The organism is Pantoea sp. LS15 (assembly GCF_012241585.1).
Classification (GTDB): domain Bacteria; phylum Pseudomonadota; class Gammaproteobacteria; order Enterobacterales; family Enterobacteriaceae; genus Enterobacter.
The window spans coordinates 327,421-346,067 of sequence record NZ_JAAVXA010000003.1; the positions used below are offsets into that span (position 1 = coordinate 327,421).

General features: G+C 57.1%; 18 protein-coding genes. 12 read left to right on the top strand and 6 right to left on the bottom strand.

Translation table 11 applies throughout. The features are described 5' to 3' along the window. Positions 1-33 precede the first annotated feature (33 nt). Positions 34-993, bottom strand: a complete 960-nt coding sequence (gene fepB / locus HED65_RS07450; RefSeq protein ID WP_114978057.1) for a Fe2+-enterobactin ABC transporter substrate-binding protein — start codon at positions 991-993, stop codon at positions 34-36. Positions 994-1,179: 186 nt separating this feature from the next. Here fepB and entC point away from each other — a divergent pair, with 186 nt between their 5' ends. The 7 genes from entC (at position 1,180) to HED65_RS07485 (ending at position 8,523) form a co-directional block, all read left to right on the top strand. Beyond that, positions 1,180-2,355, top strand: a complete 1,176-nt coding sequence (entC, locus tag HED65_RS07455) for an isochorismate synthase EntC (protein ID WP_114978058.1) — start codon at positions 1,180-1,182, stop codon at positions 2,353-2,355. A gap of 12 nt (positions 2,356-2,367) precedes the next feature. Continuing rightward, a complete protein-coding gene (gene entE / locus HED65_RS07460; RefSeq protein ID WP_168112380.1) occupies positions 2,368-3,975 on the top strand; it encodes a (2,3-dihydroxybenzoyl)adenylate synthase EntE in 1,608 nt (535 codons plus the stop codon). 10 nt (positions 3,976-3,985) lie between these two features. Beyond that, positions 3,986-4,840: an isochorismatase gene (locus tag HED65_RS07465; protein ID WP_114978060.1), complete on the top strand. Its 855-nt coding sequence runs from the start codon at positions 3,986-3,988 to the stop codon at positions 4,838-4,840. After that, positions 4,840-5,595, top strand: a complete 756-nt coding sequence (entA, locus tag HED65_RS07470) for a 2,3-dihydro-2,3-dihydroxybenzoate dehydrogenase EntA (protein WP_114978061.1) — start codon at positions 4,840-4,842, stop codon at positions 5,593-5,595. Before HED65_RS07465 ends, entA begins: the two co-directional genes overlap by 1 nt. Position 5,596: 1 nt before the next feature. After that, complete coding sequence (gene entH / locus HED65_RS07475; RefSeq protein ID WP_114978062.1) at positions 5,597-6,010, top strand: proofreading thioesterase EntH; 414 nt, start codon at positions 5,597-5,599, stop codon at positions 6,008-6,010. Positions 6,011-6,159: 149 nt separating this feature from the next. Beyond that, on the top strand, positions 6,160-8,265 hold the full coding sequence (gene cstA, locus HED65_RS07480; protein ID WP_114978063.1) for a pyruvate/proton symporter CstA: 2,106 nt from the start codon (positions 6,160-6,162) through the stop codon (positions 8,263-8,265). Positions 8,266-8,325: 60 nt separating this feature from the next. After that, entirely contained in the window at positions 8,326-8,523 is a 198-nt protein-coding gene (locus HED65_RS07485; protein WP_006809671.1) for a YbdD/YjiX family protein, read from the top strand. Here the strand turns inward: HED65_RS07485 and HED65_RS07490 are convergent. The 4 genes from HED65_RS07490 to HED65_RS07505 form a co-directional block, all read right to left on the bottom strand. Beyond that, positions 8,520-8,924 (bottom strand): helix-turn-helix domain-containing protein, encoded by a 405-nt coding sequence (locus HED65_RS07490; protein ID WP_114978064.1) that lies wholly within the window; start codon positions 8,922-8,924, stop codon positions 8,520-8,522. The genes HED65_RS07485 and HED65_RS07490 overlap by 4 nt on opposite strands. Beyond that, positions 8,899-9,201 carry a type II toxin-antitoxin system RelE family toxin gene (locus HED65_RS07495; RefSeq protein ID WP_114978065.1) on the bottom strand — a complete coding sequence of 101 codons (303 nt, stop codon included), beginning with the start codon at positions 9,199-9,201 and terminating at the stop codon, positions 8,899-8,901. The genes HED65_RS07490 and HED65_RS07495 overlap by 26 nt, the downstream gene beginning before the upstream one ends. A 183-nt stretch (positions 9,202-9,384) precedes the next feature. Further along, a complete protein-coding gene (locus tag HED65_RS07500) occupies positions 9,385-10,128 on the bottom strand; it encodes an SDR family NAD(P)-dependent oxidoreductase (RefSeq protein WP_114978066.1) in 744 nt (247 codons plus the stop codon). Between the two features lie 57 nt (positions 10,129-10,185). Then, positions 10,186-11,274, bottom strand: coding sequence for an oxidoreductase (locus tag HED65_RS07505; RefSeq protein ID WP_114978067.1), 1,089 nt, complete (start codon positions 11,272-11,274; stop codon positions 10,186-10,188). A 160-nt stretch (positions 11,275-11,434) separates the two neighbouring features. On the opposite strand from HED65_RS07505, the gene HED65_RS07510 reads away from it, so the two are divergent. Genes HED65_RS07510 through HED65_RS07525 form a run of 4 tightly spaced genes read left to right on the top strand, consistent with a single transcriptional unit; the run spans position 11,435 to position 16,262 of the window. After that, positions 11,435-12,937: a sugar ABC transporter ATP-binding protein gene (locus HED65_RS07510; protein WP_114978068.1), complete on the top strand. Its 1,503-nt coding sequence runs from the start codon at positions 11,435-11,437 to the stop codon at positions 12,935-12,937. Then, entirely contained in the window at positions 12,934-13,929 is a 996-nt protein-coding gene (locus HED65_RS07515) for an ABC transporter permease (protein WP_114978069.1), read from the top strand. The genes HED65_RS07510 and HED65_RS07515 overlap by 4 nt, the downstream gene beginning before the upstream one ends. A 30-nt stretch (positions 13,930-13,959) precedes the next feature. Further along, entirely contained in the window at positions 13,960-15,024 is a 1,065-nt protein-coding gene (locus HED65_RS07520) for a sugar ABC transporter substrate-binding protein (protein ID WP_114978070.1), read from the top strand. Next, positions 15,021-16,262, top strand: a complete 1,242-nt coding sequence (locus HED65_RS07525) for an LVIVD repeat-containing protein (protein WP_114978071.1) — start codon at positions 15,021-15,023, stop codon at positions 16,260-16,262. The genes HED65_RS07520 and HED65_RS07525 overlap by 4 nt, the downstream gene beginning before the upstream one ends. A gap of 36 nt (positions 16,263-16,298) precedes the next feature. On the opposite strand, the gene mtnK is transcribed toward HED65_RS07525, so the two are convergent. Further along, a complete protein-coding gene (gene mtnK / locus HED65_RS07530; RefSeq protein ID WP_114978072.1) occupies positions 16,299-17,498 on the bottom strand; it encodes an S-methyl-5-thioribose kinase in 1,200 nt (399 codons plus the stop codon). 103 nt (positions 17,499-17,601) lie between these two features. Between mtnK and mtnA the strand changes: the two genes are divergently transcribed. Next, positions 17,602-18,618 (top strand): S-methyl-5-thioribose-1-phosphate isomerase, encoded by a 1,017-nt coding sequence (gene mtnA, locus HED65_RS07535; protein WP_114978073.1) that lies wholly within the window; start codon positions 17,602-17,604, stop codon positions 18,616-18,618. Positions 18,619-18,647: the final 29 nt, after the last annotated feature.

Here is an 18,647-nt window from a genome sequence, read left to right on the forward strand (position 1 = left end):
GCCCTCTCCCACAGGGAGAGGGAGGGTTAATGCCTACTTAAACATTGTATTCAGTCTGTCTAAAACCAACATCGCACTGTAATAATCCAGGCGGAACGTCTCTGTGCCCAGTGCCCAGACGCGTTTGTTCTCCACCGCAGGCAGATGCGCCAGCAGCGGATTGGCGTAAATCGCGTCGACATCTTTCTGGTCACCGGCAAACACAAACAACCCTTCGCCGTTCAGCCCCGTTGCCAGGTTTTCGCCGCCCAACTGGATGATGTCGTGGCGTTTACCCTGGCTTTTTGATGTGTGCAATCCGGTGGGCAATTCCGCCAGCGTAAAGCCAAGCTGGTGCAGCAGCTTGCCCTGCGCGGATTCAGCGGTCCAGAGGTTGGCGCTGTGTGCGGCGGCAGTGTAGACGATGGCATTCACTGGCTGTGGTGGCCGTTTCATCTGCTGTTTCACCTGGGTGAGCTTTTTATCGAACGCCGCGATGCGCTCTGCGGCCTGCTTTTCCTGCCCGGTGATGGTGCCCAACTGCGTCAGCAGTTCCTGCCAGCTTTTATCGTCGTAATTGATCACCAGCGTCGGGGCAATGGCGGAGAGTTGGTCGTAGAGCGCCAGCGCAGAATCCCCGCCGGTGGCGCTGATCAAAATCAGATCCGGCATTTGCGCGGCGACCGCTTCGGCGCTGGGTTCGCCAATGTAAAGACGCGCAACGTTGCGCTGTTTCGCGATATCTCCCCACTGACGTAAAAAGCCCTGTGCATCCGCCACGCGGTTGTTGGGCGTGGTGGCGCCACTGGCAACCACCGGTGCGTCAATCGCCAGCAGGGAACCCGTTAACGTCACGCTGGTGGAGACAATACGCGCCGGTTTGCTCTCCAGGGTATGCACGCCACGACTGTCGGTGACCTGCCGCGGCCAGTCTGCGGCGGTGGCTGAGGTTAGTCCTAAAACAAAAAGTCCTGTTAAAAAAAGGGCATTGCGGCAAACGGCAGGGAATTTCACTGAGCGACATCCTGTTTTTGTTGAAGATAATGCTTCTCATTTTCATGGTTGTAAGAAAGGGATGCAAGCGTTTGTCGCACAAGTATTTACCCGATGGTTGACAGCGGAGCGCTGTGGGATTAGGTTAGCCGACGAAAACATAAATGATAATCATTATTGCTTCTTTTATCATTTCAGGAGGATGATATGGATACGTCCCTGGCTGAGGAAGTTCAGCACACCGCGACCACGCTGCAATCAGACAGCTTTTTCTTTATGTCGCCTTACCGCAGTTTTACCACGTCCGGCTGTTTTGCCCGCTTCTCTGAACCTGCCGTCGGTGGTGATGACCTGACTGGCCACTTCCAGCAAAAATTAGCGCAGGCCTTCCGGGATGCAAAAGCCAGCGGTATCGCGCATCCGGTGATGGTAGGGGCTATTCCGTTCGATACCCGCAAACGGTCGTCACTGTTTATTCCACAACGCTGGCAGACATTTTCCCGTCCTGCACGTCAGCAATCCGCTCCCTATTTTTCCGGCTCGCAGGCGCTGAAGGTGGAGCAACGCATCGAAATTCCCCCGCAGCCTGTTTTTGAAGAGATGGTCGCCCGTGCCGCCGCACTTACTGCCACGCCTCAGGTGAACAAAGTGGTGCTATCGCGCCTGATTGATATCGCGACCGACAAGCCTCTGAATAGCGGTGCTCTGATGGAGCGTCTTATCGCCCAGAACCCGGCCAGTTTTAACTTCCATGTGCCGCTGGAAGAGGGGGACGTGCTGCTGGGAGCAAGCCCGGAACTGCTGTTACGAAAAGAGGGGACTCATTTTAGCTCGCTCCCGCTGGCAGGCTCTGCACGTCGTCAGCCCGATGATGTGCTTGACCGCGAGGCGGGCAATAAATTGCTGGCTTCTGAGAAGGACCGCCACGAGCACGACCTGGTAACTCAGGCGATGAAATCTACTCTGGCGCCGCGCAGCCACCATCTCAGCATGCCTGATTCTCCGCAGCTGATCACGACACCCACGCTGTGGCATCTGGCGACGCCGGTGGAAGGTGACGCGCGAGAAAACGAAAACGCCCTGAGCCTGGCCTGCCTGTTGCACCCGACCCCAGCACTGAGCGGGTTCCCGCATCAGGCGGCAAAAGAACTGATTGCCGAACTGGAGCCGTTTGATCGTGAACTGTTCGGCGGCATTGTCGGCTGGTGCGACAGCGAAGGTAACGGTGAGTGGGTGGTGACCATCCGCTGCGCGCGTCTGCATGAGAAGTCTGTTCGCCTGTTTGCCGGGGCGGGCATTGTGCCTGCCTCCTCCCCGGTGGGTGAGTGGCGCGAAACCGGTGTGAAACTCTCCACCATGCTCAACGTTTTTGGTTTGCACTAAGGAATACTCATGATCATTCCCTTTACTCGCTGGCCCGAGGAATTTGCCCGGCGCTACCGTGAAAAAGGCTACTGGCAGGATCTGCCCCTGACCCACATTCTGACGGATCATGCGGATAGCGACGCGGTGGCGATCATCGACGGCGAGCGTCGCATAAGTTACCGCGCGTTTAATCAGGCGGTGAACAATCTGGCGTCGGCTTTACAGGCACAGGGACTGCATCGCGGCGAAACGGCACTGGTTCAACTCGGTAACGTGGCCGAATTCTACATCACCTTTTTCGCGCTGCTGCAAATCGGCGTGGCTCCGGTTAACGCGCTCTTCAGCCATCAGCGCAGTGAGCTAAATGCCTATGCCACGCAAATTAAACCCGCTGTACTGATCGCCGATCGCGACCATGCGCTTTTTACGGGCGATGCGTTCCTCAATACTTTTACTGATGAACACCGCTCAGTGCGCGTCGTGCTGCTGCGTGGCGATAAAGGGGAACATGCACTGGAAACGGCGATTGCACGTCCCGTGGACAATTTTATTGCGAACCCGACACCCGCTGATGAAGTGGCCTTCTTCCAGCTCTCCGGCGGCAGCACCGGTACGCCGAAGCTGATCCCGCGCACGCACAACGATTACGACTACAGCATCCGTCGTAGCAACGAGATCTGCGGCATTACCGCTGAAACCCGTTACCTGAACGCGCTGCCTGCGGCACATAACTACGCCATGAGTTCGCCGGGATCGTTAGGCGTCTTCACGGCAGGTGGCTGTGTGGTGCTGGCGAATGATCCGAGCGCTACGCTGTGCTTCCCGCTGATTGAACAGCATCAGATTACTGTCACCTCGCTGGTGCCACCGGCGGTCAGTCTCTGGCTACAGGCGATTGCCGAAGGAACCGGAAACACTCAACTGAAATCACTCACGCTGTTGCAGGTGGGGGGCGCTCGGTTGTCCGCTACGCTCGCTGCGCGTATTCCGGCTGAGATTGGTTGCCAGCTTCAGCAGGTGTTTGGCATGGCAGAAGGGCTGGTGAACTACACCGCCCTCGACGATTCCCCGGAACGCATCATCAACACTCAGGGCCGTCCAATGTGTCCGGACGACGAAGTGTGGGTGGCTGATGAGCACGGTAATCCGCTGCCGCGCGGCGAAGTCGGGCGTTTGATGACCCGCGGGCCGTACACTTTCCGCGGCTACTTCAACAGCCCGGAACACAATGCCAGCGCCTTTGATGCCAACGGTTTTTACTGCTCCGGTGATCTGATCGCCATTGACGATCAGGGCTATATCACCGTGCAGGGGCGTGAGAAAGATCAGATCAACCGCGGCGGGGAGAAGATCGCCGCCGAAGAGATCGAAAACCTGCTTCTGCGCCACGAGGCGGTGATCCACGCCGCGCTGGTGAGCATGGAGGACAGCCTGCTTGGCGAAAAGAGCTGTGCGTATCTGGTGGTGAAACAGCCATTACGTGCAGTCGAAGTACGTCGCTTCCTGCGCGAGCAGGGCGTCGCAGAATTCAAACTGCCGGACCGCGTGGAGAGCGTTGATGCGCTCCCGTTAACGCCTGTCGGTAAAGTCGATAAGAAACAGTTGCGCCTGTGGCTTGCTGAACGCGCCCGGGGCTGAGGAACAGAGTATGGCTATCCCAAAATTAACCGCCTATGCGCTACCAACCGCCGCAGAGCTGCCGACCAGTAAAGTGAACTGGGCGTTTGAACCAGAGCGTGCCGCGCTGTTGATCCACGATATGCAGGAGTACTTCCTGAACTTCTGGGGCGAAAACAGCGCGATGATGCAGCAGGTGGTAGCGAATATCGCGAAACTTCGCGCGTACTGCAAAGAACATAACATTCCAGTGTATTACACCGCTCAGCCAAAAGAGCAGAGCGATGAAGACCGCGCCCTGTTGAACGACATGTGGGGACCCGGGCTGACCCGTTCACCTGAGCAGCAGCGTATTGTGGCTGAGCTGGCGCCGGACGAAGCGGACACGGTGCTGGTGAAATGGCGTTACAGCGCCTTCCACCGTTCGCCGCTGGAGCAGATGCTGAAAGAGACGGGGCGTAATCAACTGTTGATCACCGGCGTTTATGCTCACATTGGCTGCATGACCACCGCCACCGATGCCTTTATGCGCGATATCAAACCGTTTTTTATTGCCGATGCGCTGGCAGATTTCACCCGTGACGAGCACCTGATGTCGCTCAACTATGTGGCGGGCCGCTCCGGGCGCGTGGTGATGACCGACGAATTACTACCGTCGCTCCCGGTATCGAAAGCCGCGCTGCGTGACGTTATTCTGCCGCTGCTGGACGAATCCGATGAACCGATGGATGACGAAAACCTGATCGACTATGGCCTGGATTCGGTACGCATGATGGCGCTGGCTGCCCGCTGGCGTAAAGTGCACGGCGATATCGACTTCGTGATGCTGGCAAAAAATCCAACCATTGATGCCTGGTGGACGCTGCTTTCCCGCGAGGTGAAGTAATGGCGGGGTTCGATTTTAGCGGCAAAAGCGTCTGGGTGACGGGCGCAGGTAAGGGTATTGGTTATGCAACGGCACTGGCGTTTGTGGATGCCGGGGCTAAGGTCACGGGTTTCGACCTGGCCTTTCCACAGGGCGACTATCCGTTCGCCACTGAAACGCTGGATGTGGCGGACGCCGAACAGGTGGCCGATGTTTGCGGACGTATGCTCGCAACCCTCGACCGCCTTGACGTGCTGGTGAATGCCGCCGGTATTCTGCGCATGGGGGCAACGGATCAGCTCTCACAGGAGGAGTGGCAGCAGACCTTTGCGGTTAACGTCGGCGGGGCGTTTAACCTGTTTCAGCAGACGATGGGACAGTTCCGTCGCCAGCAGGGCGGGGCAATTGTCACCGTTGCCTCTGATGCGGCGCACACGCCACGCATCGGGATGAGTGCCTATGGTGCCTCGAAAGCCGCACTGAAAAGCCTGGCTCTGACCGTCGGGCTGGAACTGGCGGGCAGCGGTGTGCGCTGTAACCTGGTGTCTCCGGGGTCAACCGATACCGATATGCAGCGCACGCTGTGGAAAAGCGTCGATGCCGAGCAACAGCGCATTCGTGGCTTCGGCGAGCAGTTTAAGCTCGGTATACCGCTCGGCAAAATTGCTCGTCCACAGGAGATTGCCAGCACGGTGCTGTTCCTGGCCTCCGATGCCGCCAGCCATATCACATTGCAGGATATCGTGGTGGACGGTGGCTCCACGCTGGGGGCGTAAGATGATCTGGAAACGTCATTTATCGCTTGAGGCATTGAATGCCACCAGCCTGAATAGCATGGTGGCGCATCTGGGTATCGTTTATACCCGCCTCGGTGACGACACGCTGGAAGCCGAAATGCCCGTTGATGCACGCACCCACCAGCCGTTTGGCCTGCTGCATGGGGGTGCCTCGGCCGCGCTGGCGGAAACACTGGGCTCCATGGCCGGTTATCTGATGACCCGTGACGGGCAAAACGTGGTGGGAACTGAGTTGAATGCAACGCATCACCGCGCGGTGGCACAAGGTAAGGTACGCGGCGTGTGTCAGCCGCTGCACCTGGGGCGCTCCAGCCAGAGCTGGGAGATTGTGGTGTTCGACGAGCAGGGAAGGCGCTGTTGTACCTGTCGGTTAAGTACGATGGTATTGGGCTAAGCCATTCAACTGATAGTGATCGGCTTAACACTGTGATGTAAATGTCTGGTTTGACCACACATTATTGCGTTTCAAAGTTGTTAAATTTTTGCCGTTGTTCTAGAAACAAAATGTAACATCTCACTGTTTCACAACAACGGACAACCACTATGAACAACTCAGGGAAATACCTTACATGGGCCGTGCTCTCCGTTGTGGGAGCATTTGCCCTGGGCTATATCGCCCTCAACCGGGGGGAACAGATCAATGCGCTCTGGATAGTTGTCGCCTCCGTCTGCATTTATCTGATCGCGTATCGTTTTTATGGCCGCTTTATCGCGAAAAATGTGATGGCAGTTGACGCCACACGTATGACGCCCGCTGTCCGTCATAACGACGGGCTGGACTATGTTCCTACCGATAAGAAAGTGTTGTTCGGCCACCACTTTGCCGCTATTGCCGGGGCAGGCCCGCTGGTGGGGCCGGTGCTGGCTGCGCAAATGGGTTATCTGCCGGGGATGATCTGGATCCTCGCCGGCGTTGTGCTGGCAGGGGCGGTGCAGGACTTTATGGTGCTGTTCGTCTCTACCCGCCGCGACGGGCGTTCACTGGGTGAACTGGTGAAAGAGGAGATGGGCGCAACCGCCGGGGTGATTGCGCTGGTGGCGACCTTTATGATCATGGTGATCATTCTGGCGGTGCTGGCGATGATCGTGGTGAAAGCCCTGACCCACAGCCCGTGGGGGACGTACACCGTCGCCTTTACCATTCCGCTGGCGTTGTTTATGGGGATTTATATCCGTTATCTGCGTCCGGGGCGCATTGGCGAAGTCTCGGTGATTGGCCTGGTGTTCCTGGTGTTCGCCATTATCTCTGGCGGCTGGGTGGCGGAAAGCCCGACCTGGGCGCCGTTCTTCGACTTTACCGGCGTGCAGCTGACCTGGATGCTGGTGGGCTACGGCTTTGTGGCGGCGGTTCTGCCGGTGTGGCTGCTGCTGGCCCCGCGTGATTACCTCTCCACGTTCCTGAAAATTGGCACCATTGTTGGGCTGGCGATCGGTATTCTGATTATGCGCCCGACGCTGACCATGCCTGCGCTGACCAAATTTATTGACGGTACTGGCCCGGTCTGGACCGGCAACCTGTTCCCGTTCCTGTTTATTACTATCGCCTGCGGTGCGGTGTCTGGTTTCCACGCCCTGATTGCCTCCGGGACTACACCGAAAATGCTCGCCAATGAAAATCAGGCCTGCCTGATTGGTTACGGCGGGATGCTGATGGAATCCTTTGTGGCGATCATGGCGCTGGTGTCTGCCTGTATTATCGATCCGGGCGTGTACTTTGCGATGAACAGCCCGATGGCGGTACTGGCACCTGCCGGAACCGTTGACGTGGTGGCGTCTGCCGCACAGGTGGTGAGCGGCTGGGGCTTTGCTATTACGCCGGATACCCTGACCAGTATTGCTAATGAAGTGGGCGAACAGTCGATTATTTCACGTGCAGGCGGTGCGCCTACGCTGGCGGTCGGGATGGCGTACATTCTGCACGGTGCGCTTGGCGGGCTGATGGATGTGTCGTTCTGGTATCACTTCGCCATTCTGTTTGAAGCCCTGTTTATCCTGACTGCGGTGGACGCAGGTACACGTGCGGCACGCTTTATGTTGCAGGATCTGCTGGGCGTTATCTCCCCGAACCTGAAACGGACTGATTCGTTACCGGCCAACCTGCTGGCAACGGCGCTGTGCGTGCTGGCGTGGGGCTACTTCCTGCATCAGGGCGTGGTGGATCCGCTGGGAGGGATTAACACCCTGTGGCCGCTGTTCGGTATTGCCAACCAGATGCTTGCCGGGATGGCGCTGATGCTCTGTGCGGTGGTGCTGTTCAAGATGAAGCGCCAGCGCTATGCCTGGGTGGCGTTGCTGCCAACCGCGTGGCTGCTGATCTGTACGCTGACCGCGGGCTGGCAGAAAGCCTTCAGCCCGGATAACAAAGTCGGCTTCCTGGCCATTGCCAACAAGTTCCAGGCAATGATCGACAGCGGTAAGATCCCGGCTCAATACACTGAGTCTCAGTTGTCGCAACTGGTGTTTAACAACCGTCTGGATGCCGGGCTGACCATCTTCTTTATGGTGGTGGTCGTGGTGCTGGCGTTGTATTCTCTCAAAACCGCGCTGGCGGCGCTGAAAGAAGACAAGCCGACGGCGAAAGAGACACCGTACGAGCCAATGCCAGAAAACCTGGAAGAGATTGTGACCCAGGCGAAAGGGGCGCATTGATCCCCCTCACCCTAACCCTCTCCCCACAGGGGAGAGGGGACAAAAAAAGAGATACCGACTATGTTCGACACCCTTTCCAAAGCAGGCAAATACTTAGGCCAGGCCGCCAAAATGATGATTGGCGTGCCGGATTACGACAACTACGTCGAGCATATGCGCGTCAACCATCCGGACCAGACGCCGATGACCTACGAAGAATTCTTCCGCGACCGCCAGGATGCCCGCTACGGCGGCAAGGGCGGCGCGAAGTGCTGTTAACCCTCTTTCGGTAAATAGAGGCTGATTTGCTCCTGCTTGCAGCCATAAATCGCCGCGAGTTTTTCGCGGGTGCGTTTTTGCGGACGGGAGTCCAGCGCTTCCAGTTGTGACACAGCAGACTGGCTGATACCGAGTTTCTCTGCCACTTCCTGCTGGGATAACCCGCGCAGGATGCGCCACGCGGCCTGCAGGCTGACGTTCTCGTTATGCATGACGTCGCACACTTCCCCCGGTAAACCTACGTTATCGTAGACATCTGATTCATAGGGGATGTCTTCCCAGTCGTTTTCATCCTCGTCGTCATACTCAAGCGTGGCTAAGCGCATGCGAAAATATTCACTATAAGGAATGACAACATACTGTTTCTTTCCTTCTTCATCCTTTATGAACTGAACAGTCATATTCCGTATGCTCCTCATGAAGGTAGGTGGTGGTTGTCCGGCGTTTTACCGCTACTACGTAGCAGATATCACCTGGCGGATCCCCGAAGGTGTAAATGACCCTGTAATCACCGAATCGCAACCTGTAGTGGTTTTCGGGAGAAGATAATTTTTTTATATCCGCGACAGGTGATGTTTTATCATCCATCTTCTCCAGCCTGAATTTAATGCGGTTCTGATATCGCGTATCGATTTTAGAAAATTGCTTCTCAGCACTCTTTGACCAGACAATTTTCATCCGTACCTCCACTGTACGTCCACACAAAACATAAGGAAATAATAAGACTATTAGATAAATTCCGAATTTCTTATGGGGTACTGTAGAGCGGAGAAATAACGGGAGAAAGCGGCAAAACGCGAATCGTCGAAGCTGCTCGAAAAGGCCTCTGCCGGACGACAGAGGCTTGCATCATGTGTGCGATCAGGCGTTCAAACCGCCGTCAACATCCAGCCCTGTGCCGGAGATCTGTCCGGCTGCCGGGCTCGCCAGGAAGGTTACGGCGGCGGCAATGTCCTCCGGTTGACCGTAATGACCAATGGCAATCATCTGACGCTGGGCTTCAGCCTGTTCACCGTCCTCGGGGTTCATATCGCTGTTTGTCGGACCAGGATGGACAAGATTAACGGTAATCCCCCGTGGCCCCAGATCGCGGGCCAGTCCTCGGGTGAAAGAGTTGAGGGCGGATTTGGTCATGGCGTAAACGGCGATACCGGGCATCGCCACGCGGTTAGCGAGACAACTGCCGATATTGATAATGCGTCCGCCGTCAGACATATGCACCAGCGCTTCCTGAGTCGTGAGCACCACGCCACGAATGTTGACGTTAATCATCGCGTCAATATCGGCAATCGTCAGGGCTTCCAGCGGACCACCTCGCGCAATCCCGGCATTATTCACCAGGATATCAAGACCTCCGAGGGTACGCGCCGCGTGAGTCACGGCCTCCTGAATGGCCTCGGCGCTGGCGCTGTCTGCCTGAACCGCCTCACAGTGCCGCCCAAGATTTCGTATCTCACTGGCGACGGCATGGGCTTTATCATAGGATTTTTCATATGTAATAACCACATCGGCACCGGCGCGTGCCAGTGACAGTGCAATCGCACGACCTAATCCACGGCTGGCACCGGTGACCAGCGCCTTCTTACCTGTTAAATCGATCTGCATGATGACCTCGTTGCGAAAGTGGTGAGAATCATCATTAGGTATAGACGGTTCGGGAGATTAACGGCTGAAGGATTCCACCTTCTCAAACGCAGTGCGCAGAATGTCAGGGGTTAACGTAACCGGCAAATAGTGGATAGACTCCACCGGGCGCAGAGTATGGGCAATGACCTTGTCCAGCTCTTCACGGTTGTGGATATCCACTTCCAGCTCACGCAGAGTGGTCGGCAGATTAAAGCGCTGATACGCCGCCACCAGTTGCGCCAGCACATCGTCCTGGCCGAGCAGGGCACTTTGCACCAGAATGCCGTACGCCACTTTGGTGCCATGGAGATATTTTTCGGTTTGCGGTAACACGGTTAACCCGTTATGTACGGCATGCGCAGCCGCTACACGGGTATAGCGCTCGCCCAGACCGCCCACCATCCCGCCACCGGCGATAATCGCGTCCACCACGTCCCTGAACGCCTGCGTCTGTTTACCGTGCTGCTGGTCAGCCAGTGCCTCTTCACTGCGTTCCAGCAGTACGTCACGAATAGCCAGTGCGCCGTTGATCCCAAGGCGCACGGTCAGCGGCAGGTTTTCAGGCTGCGGTGCCAGTACGACCGCTTCATACCATTTCGCCAGCGTATCGCCGATACCCGCCAGCAGGTATTCCGCCGGAGCATTCAGGATGATTTTCGGCTCCACCAACACCAGGAAATTGGCGTCGTCGAAAATCTCAAACTGCAGTGCCTGGCCTGCATCGTTATACCAGACGGAAAGCGGCGTCCATGCGGCACAGGTGGCGGCGATGGTTGGAATGGCAACAACCGGCACACCCAGACGACGTGCCACAGCTTTGGCGGTATCGAGCAATGCCCCGCCGCCAACACCAATCACTACGCTGCGGTCATCGCCTGATTCATTCACCAGATGGGTAACATCCCGCTCGCTACAGTGGCCCTTAAACAACAGATGTTTTGCGCCCACAGCGTTAAAGCTCTCGGGCAGAAAAGGACGGGCACCCTCGATGGCACGTTCGCCGTAAATCCATACCGCGCGGGAAAGCTGCTCTGGGGTAAAGAAATCATTCAGATGCGCAAGGCTTCCTGGATGTGAGAAGTAGTTTGCCGGGCCGGGCACGACGCGGATATCGGTGTTGCTCATGATGTTGTCCTTTTTAGGGAAGCGCTAACCCGATGTTATGTCTGGACATCCGGATGGCTAATAATATTTTGCTTTATCTTATGCCTTTTCCGTCGTTGTCAGTCAACCGGAGCTGTGAAAAATTCGATAAATCACAATATGAAAGAAGGATTTAACGCGGATGGTTTCCAGTCTCCTTGAGATGCGCGGTATCAGCCTGGCCTTTTCTGGCTTTCAGGCGCTGTCGCGCGTGGATTTCACGCTGATCGGCGGAACCGTACACGCGTTAACCGGTGCAAATGGTGCAGGAAAATCGACGCTGATGGCGGTGTTGTGTGGGACGCACGATCATTATGAAGGCGAGATCTGCATAAACAACCAGCCGGTGACAATCCGCGAGCCGCTTGACGCCAAACGGCTGGGCATTCACCTGGTGCAGCAGGAAGTGGACGTGGCGCTGATCCCGGGATTAAGTATTGCCGAGAACATCATGCTCGACCAGCTTGCGCAGCCGGGACACCGCTACAACTGGCTGGCTATCCGCCAGCAGGCAAAACAGGCGCTGGCGCAGCTGGACGTCTCCTTCGATGTTCGCCGCACGATCGACAGTTGCACGCTGGCCGAGAAGCAGCAGATTTTGCTGGCGCGGGCGCTGTCCCACCACTGTCGTTTTCTCATTCTGGATGAACCCACCGCCCCGCTGGATACGCACGAAAGTGAGCGCCTTTTTACCGTAGTGAGACGTTTGCAGCAGCAGGGTATTGGCGTGGTGTTTATCTCCCATCGAATTCATGAACTGAAAGCTATCTGCGACACCTTAACGGTGCTGCGGGATGGCAAGCTGATTGAGTCTGGCCCGATGGCGGAGCTCAGCGGCGACGCGATCGTCGAGAAAATGCTTGGCCACGAGCTGAGCGATATCTACCCGCCTGCGCGGCCTCCACACAGTGAAGAAACCTTGCTGCGTGTTGAAGGATTGCACGATGAAGCGCTGCTGAAAGATATCTCCCTGCACCTGCACAAAGGCGAAATTCTCGGCATTGCCGGGCTGGCGGGCGCAGGCAAGACCGAACTCTGCAAGGCACTGTTTGGCGCCAGCAAAAGCCGCGTGGCGCGCGGTGAGCTGAATCATGAAGCCTGGCAGCCGCGTGACCCGGCAGATTCGGTATTGCGCGGTCTGGCGCTGGTGCCGGAAGAACGACGCAAAGAAGGCATCTTTATTGATGAGCCGATAAACATGAATCTGTCGGTGACGGCGGATAACTCTTTTTCGCGCTGGAGCCTGTTTGGCCATCGCCAGGCGTGGCGCTGGGCGGAAGAGGTGATTGCCCGCGTAGGCGTACGAGCGCGCGGGCCGGGGCAGATGTTGCGCCGCTTGTCTGGCGGGAACCAGCAGAAGGTCGCCATCGGCAAATGGCTGCGCAATGACGCCAGCGTGTTGATATTCGACGAGCCGACCAAAGGTGTGGATGTGAAAGCCAAAACCGATCTGTTCCAGCTCATTGACGGCCTGGCGCGCGAGGGCAAAGGCGTCATTTATGCCTCCGGTGAATTTGCCGAGCTGGTGGGATTGTGTGACCGCATCTGCGTGCTATGGGACGGCCGTATCGTGGCGGAAATCGCCGGGGCCGAGGCCCGCGAAGAGACACTACTTTATTATTCAACCGGAGGAACGGCGTCGTGAGCAAGGCCCTTTCAGTGAACGCGGCGGCGTCTGGCCGTCAGCAGATTTTCGATTTTCTCTACAAGTGGGGCATGCTGTTGACCGTTGTCGCGCTGGTGGCCGTCTTTGGCCTGGCGTCGGACAGCTTCCTTGATCCGAACAACATCATCAATATTCTGCGCTCGATTGCCATCGTGACGGTGATTGCCATTGGCGTGTCAATTTCGCTGACCGTCGGCGGGTTTGATCTCTCCGTAGGGTCAACGGCGTCGCTGGCGAACGCACTGGTGATTTCGCTGTTTGTCTGGCACGGCTTCGGCACCACCGAGTCGATTCTGATCACCCTCACGCTCTGTACGCTGGTGGGGCTGTTCAACGCCTTTCTGATCGTCATCCTGCGAATTCCGGACATGCTGGCTACGCTTGCCAGCCTGTTTGTGATTCAGGGGGTAGCGATGACCTACAGCTATGGCGGGTCGATCACTGAGAACATGGTGCTGCCGAGTGGCGACATGGCGGAAGGAACCATTCCGGCGACGTTCAGCCTGCTGGGGCAGGTACCAACCATCGTGATCATTATGCTGGTGGTGACCATTGTGGCTCAGCTTGGCCTTTCGCTGACCACCCACGGTCGCCGCATGTATGCCATCGGGGGTAACCCGGAAGCGGCGCGTCTCTCTGGTATTCGCACCACGCGTTACAAGGTGGCGGCTTATGTGATTGCTTCGCTGCTGGCCGGACTCGGCGGCATTTTGCTGGCATCACGCATTGGCTCGTCGCAGGTAAATGCGGGCGGCGGCTATCTGATGGATGCGGTGGCGGCCGCGTGGATTGGATTCTCGCTGGCAGGCTCCGGCAAACCGAACGCGCTCGGGACGCTGGTTGGGGCGGTGATCCTCGGCGTGCTGTCGAACGGCCTGGTGATGCTGTCGGTACCGTATTACGCCATGGACATAATAAAAGGGCTGGTGCTCGCCGTGGCGCTGGCGATTACTTACATACAAAAACGCTAACGATTTATAACAACACAACGGGATAACAGAATGAAAAAAATCGCACTCTCTTTGGTGGCATTAGGGTTATTGACTGCACTGCCTGGCTATGCGGCGACGCCAGCGCCAGTTCCGGCTGCCATTGCGAACCACGAAGGCCCGGTCCGCATTGCGGTGATCCGCAACCTCGGCTCCGATGACAACACCACGCAGTTTGTCGCCGGTGCCATTCAGGAAGGGAAAAAGCTCGGCTTTAAGGTCAGCACCTTTTTAAGTAACGGTGATGACGCCAAATTCCAGGACTTTGTGAACCAGGCGATTAGCCAGAAGTATGACGGGATCATTCTCTCTCAGGGCCGTGACCCGTATTCGACGGCGCTGGTGAAGAAAGCGGTGGATGCCGGGATTAAGGTTTCGGTATTTGATACCGCCGTTAACGGCGAGATCCCGGGCGTGACCGTCACCCAGCAGGATGATGCCTCCCTGACGAATCTCTCCTTCGGCCAGCTGGCGAAAGATTTCAACGGCAAGGCCAACATCGTCAAGCTGTGGGTTGCGGGCTTCCCGCCAATGGAACGCCGTCAGGCCGCGTATAAAGAGTTGCAAAAGCAGTACCCGGATATCAAAGAGCTGGAATCCATTGGCGCAGTGTCTTCTGACGTGCAGGGCGACACGGCCAACAAAGTGGGTGCGATTCTGGCGAAATACCCGAAAGGTAAAATCGACGCCATCTGGGGAACCTGGGATGCGTTCAGCCAGGGCGCATATAAGGCCCTGAAAGAGAATGGCCGCACCGAAATCAAACTCTACAGCATCGACATTTCTAACCAGGATCTCCAGCTGATGCGTGAGCCGGGCAGCCCGTGGAAAGTGAGCGTGGCAGTCGATCCGAAGCTGATTGGCGCCACTAACGTGCGTCTGGTGGCGAACAAGATTGCCGGGGAAGCGACGCCAGCAACCTATGACTTCAAAGCTGCGGCGATCCCGCAGGCGCTGCTGACCGCCCAGCCGGGCGCGGTGAATGTGGCGTCTCTGGGGAAAATTATTCCGGGCTGGGGCCAGACCGAAGATTTTATCGCACCGTGGTTTGCGACGCTGGAAGCGAAACATAAATGAGTGTACTTCCCACTCCTGAATACAGCCGCAATATGCGGCTGATTGGCCATAGCGACCAGGGCGGTCGCCCGGACGGCGTGCAACTGATGGTGCATCGCGGTTTTGCCTATATTGGCCATATGGTGTCGCAAGGGTTTTCGATTGTGGATGTGCGTGACCCGAAAAATCCAAAAGCCGCAGGCTACGTGTCTGCGCCGCCGGGCACCTGGAACGTTCATTTGCAGGCACATGACGACCTGCTGCTGGTGATTAACGCCCGCGATCTGTTTGCCGATGCCCGTTTCGCCGACGAGAAGGTCTACTACACCCGTCAGGTGGGGGAAACCGTCAGCGATGTTCGGGATAAAGGCTGGAGCGCCGGGCTGCGGGTATTTGATATCTCCACGCCGGACACGCCGCGCGAAATCGGTTTTCTGTCACTGAACGGTATCGGCATTCACCGCATCTGGTACGTTGGCGGGCGTTGGGCTTATGTCTCGGCGCTGATCGACGGTTTTACCGATTATATCTTCCTGACCATCGATCTGGCCGATCCACGCAAACCCGAGGTGGCGGGGCGCTGGTGGCTACCGGGGATGAACCAGGCCGAAGGCGAGCAGCCGGAGTGGCCGGAAGGCAAACGCTACGCGCTGCACCACGCGATTATCGCCGGAGATACAGCGTATGGCAGCTGGCGTGATGGTGGGCTGACATTGCTGGATGTGAAAGACCGCACCCGGCCGAAGCTGATTAGCCACCGTAACTGGAGCCCGCCGTTTGGTGGCGGCACCCACACCGCGCTGCCGTTGCCGGACCGCGATCTGCTGGTGGTGCTCGACGAAGCGGTGTTGGATAACCAGGAAGATGGTGAGAAGCTGATCTGGTTGTTTGATATTCGCGAGCCAGCGAACCCAGTGAGTATTTCGACTTTCCCGCAGCCGGATGAGATTGATTACGTGGCGAAAGGAGCGCACTTCGGCCCGCATAACCTGCATGAAAACCGGCCGGGGAGCTTTGTCAGTTCAACGCTGATTTTTGCCACGTACCAGAATGCGGGCGTGCGCGCGTATGACATTTCCAATCCGTATCGCCCGGTGGAAACGGGCGCGCTGGTGCCCGCGGCACCGGAGAGGATGATGGATACGCGGCCGAATCGCCCGCAGGTGATCCAGTCCTGCGATGTGTTTGTGGATGCGCAGGGAATTATCTACAGCACGGATTATAACGGTGGGTTGTCGGTGATTGAGTATTTGGGGTAGGTTTTTGACCCTCTCCCTGTGGGGAGAGGGAGAAACTTAGCTGTACTGACGCACCCTTGCCACCAGTTCTTCCACGCTGTCGATGCGGTCGGCAAGCACAATCAACGCTCTGCCGAGCGTAATGGCATGGCGCAGGCATTCGTGGCGCATGGCGTCGTCCTGAATGGTGTCGATATCCGCCACGTGGGAAAGCCCGACGCTACGGCGAATCAACTCCGTACCGCAGAACCCGATGGTGTCATGCCAGACCTTTTTGAGGAACGCGGAGGCGTAGCCCGGTGCGCTGAGCGCGGTGTCGCGGGTTTTCTCGTTTGCCAGCGTCTGGAAGCGTTCAGCGAAGGTCGTCCACAGCTCCTGAATATCCGTCAGACGCTGCTCGCGGGCGGCAGCGGCATCGCGAATACCCAGATGTCCCGGCAGGCCACAGAAGTTAAGCAGCAGGTTGCCGATAGCGGTACCGATATCAAAGCCAATCGGGCCGTAATAGCCAAATTCCGCATCGATAGCTTTCAGGCTTCCGTCAGCCACGAAGATAGAGCCGCTGTGAATATCGCCGTGCAGCAGCGCTTCAGCATGAGAGAAGAAACGGTGCTTGAGCGAAGCCACCGCGATTTTTAACTGAGCGTCGTCACGCAGAGCAGCAACGTCGTTTTCCAGCTCGGCAGGGTAGTTGTTGCGCTCGTGGATCTGGTACGGATCGTTGAAGAACAGATCTTCAGTGATTTCGCACATCTCCGGGTTAATGAACTTCGCCACCTGCGCTTTTTTATCATGCGGGTGCAGATAAAAGTCGCTGGTGTGGAACAGGGTGTGCGCGAGATATTCCCCCAGTTGGCGCGCGGCCTGAGGGTAGTAGCGGTTATTAATCAGCTCGCCGCGCCAGATGTTATGGCTGGAGAGATCTTCCATCACCATCACCGCCAGTGCCGGGTCAAAGTGGTGAATTTTAACGGTGTGTTGCGGGCTGTGCTGATAGTGCTCGACCAGGGTTTGTGCTTCAAGACGAGCGCGATCCAGCGTCAGTGGCCAGGATTCGCCAACACAGCGCACGTAAGGCAGCGCTTGCTTGACGATAATGCGGCTTACACCTGCGGCATCAAAAATTTTGAACACCAGATTGAGGTTACCGTCGCCCACTTCCTGTGCCTCTACCAGCGATGAGGGGTTATCAAGACCACCAAACTGCTTTGCATACTCCACAGCATCGTGGGCGGTAAAGGTACGGTATTGCGACATTGCTGCTCCTCACGGGTTTGCTAATAAAGACATGTAGACGTCTATACTTCTGGATTTCATCCTGACACAATGTGCTACATCAACGCAACAGAGAATTAACGACATGCAGACATTACAGACGACCAGCCTGCGGGTGGCGGAAAATCAGCTATTTATTCTCGATCAGCAGGCGCTTCCACAGGAGAAACGCTGGCTGGACGCCTCTACGGTAGAGTCGCTGGTGGGGCATATTCATGCTCTGCGTGTGCGCGGCGCACCACTGATCGGTCTTTCTGCAAGTCTGCTGCTGGCGCTTCTGGCGGAAAACGGTAAAAGCCGCGACGAACTGGTCGTGGCGCTGGAGACACTGCGCGCCTCCCGCCCGACGGCGGTGAACCTGATGAACAACCTCGACCGCATGAAGCTGGCGCTATGGCAGGAAGATTTTGTTCCGGCGCTGGTGGCGGAAGCGCTGCGTCTGATCGATGAGGATAAACAGCTTTGCGACGCCATTGCGAAAGCCGGTAGCGCGTTGGTTAAACCCGGCAGCCGTCTGCTGACTCACTGCAACACCGGTGGGCTGGCAACGGCAGGCGTTGGTACGGCCCTTGGGGTGATTGCCCGTGCCCATCAGAAAGGCAATATCAGCAACGTCTGGGTGGATGAAACGCGTCCTCTGTTGCAAGGCGGAAGGTTGACCGCATGGGAGCTGGGTGAGCTGGGGGTACCGTATCAGCTGATTACCGATTCCATGGCCGCGAGTCTGATGGCAAAAGGGCTGGTGGACGCCGTATGGGTAGGTGCAGATCGCATTGCCGCCAACGGCGACGTGGCCAACAAAATCGGCACTTACTCGCTGGCGGTGCTGGCGAAATTCCACGGCATTCCGTTCTACGTGGCCGCTCCGCAAACCACGCTCGACCCGGATTGCCCAAACGGTGAAGCTATCCCAATAGAACAACGCGCCGCCAGCGAAGTGACGGGCGTGGCGGGAAGTTTTGGCGCGGTGCAGTGGGCACCGGAAAACGCACGGGTTTATAACCCTGCATTTGACGTTACGCCTGCATCGCTTATTAGTGGATGGGTGCTGGATACCGGCGTAGTGACGCCAGAGGACGTGGCAAAGGGGAAATTCGCCTGAGCCTGGCTATCCTTTAAGGGTTTCCCCTT

Excerpts from the sequence above, each read along its gene's own strand:
- HED65_RS07490 (WP_114978064.1), bottom strand. The coding sequence starts at position 8,924 with ATGACTGTTCAGTTCATAAAGGATGAAGAAGGAAAGAAACAGTATGTT.
- HED65_RS07465 (WP_114978060.1), top strand. The coding sequence starts at position 3,986 with ATGGCTATCCCAAAATTAACCGCCTATGCGCTACCAACCGCCGCAGAG.
- cstA (WP_114978063.1), top strand. The coding sequence starts at position 6,160 with ATGAACAACTCAGGGAAATACCTTACATGGGCCGTGCTCTCCGTTGTG.
- entC (WP_114978058.1), top strand. The coding sequence starts at position 1,180 with ATGGATACGTCCCTGGCTGAGGAAGTTCAGCACACCGCGACCACGCTG.
- entH (WP_114978062.1), top strand. The coding sequence starts at position 5,597 with ATGATCTGGAAACGTCATTTATCGCTTGAGGCATTGAATGCCACCAGC.
- HED65_RS07505 (WP_114978067.1), bottom strand. The coding sequence starts at position 11,274 with ATGAGCAACACCGATATCCGCGTCGTGCCCGGCCCGGCAAACTACTTC.
- mtnA (WP_114978073.1), top strand. The coding sequence starts at position 17,602 with ATGCAGACATTACAGACGACCAGCCTGCGGGTGGCGGAAAATCAGCTA.
- HED65_RS07500 (WP_114978066.1), bottom strand. The coding sequence starts at position 10,128 with ATGCAGATCGATTTAACAGGTAAGAAGGCGCTGGTCACCGGTGCCAGC.
- entA (WP_114978061.1), top strand. The coding sequence starts at position 4,840 with ATGGCGGGGTTCGATTTTAGCGGCAAAAGCGTCTGGGTGACGGGCGCA.
- HED65_RS07510 (WP_114978068.1), top strand. The coding sequence starts at position 11,435 with ATGGTTTCCAGTCTCCTTGAGATGCGCGGTATCAGCCTGGCCTTTTCT.
- HED65_RS07485 (WP_006809671.1), top strand. The coding sequence starts at position 8,326 with ATGTTCGACACCCTTTCCAAAGCAGGCAAATACTTAGGCCAGGCCGCC.
- HED65_RS07495 (WP_114978065.1), bottom strand. The coding sequence starts at position 9,201 with ATGAAAATTGTCTGGTCAAAGAGTGCTGAGAAGCAATTTTCTAAAATC.
- HED65_RS07520 (WP_114978070.1), top strand. The coding sequence starts at position 13,960 with ATGAAAAAAATCGCACTCTCTTTGGTGGCATTAGGGTTATTGACTGCA.
- mtnK (WP_114978072.1), bottom strand. The coding sequence starts at position 17,498 with ATGTCGCAATACCGTACCTTTACCGCCCACGATGCTGTGGAGTATGCA.
- HED65_RS07525 (WP_114978071.1), top strand. The coding sequence starts at position 15,021 with ATGAGTGTACTTCCCACTCCTGAATACAGCCGCAATATGCGGCTGATT.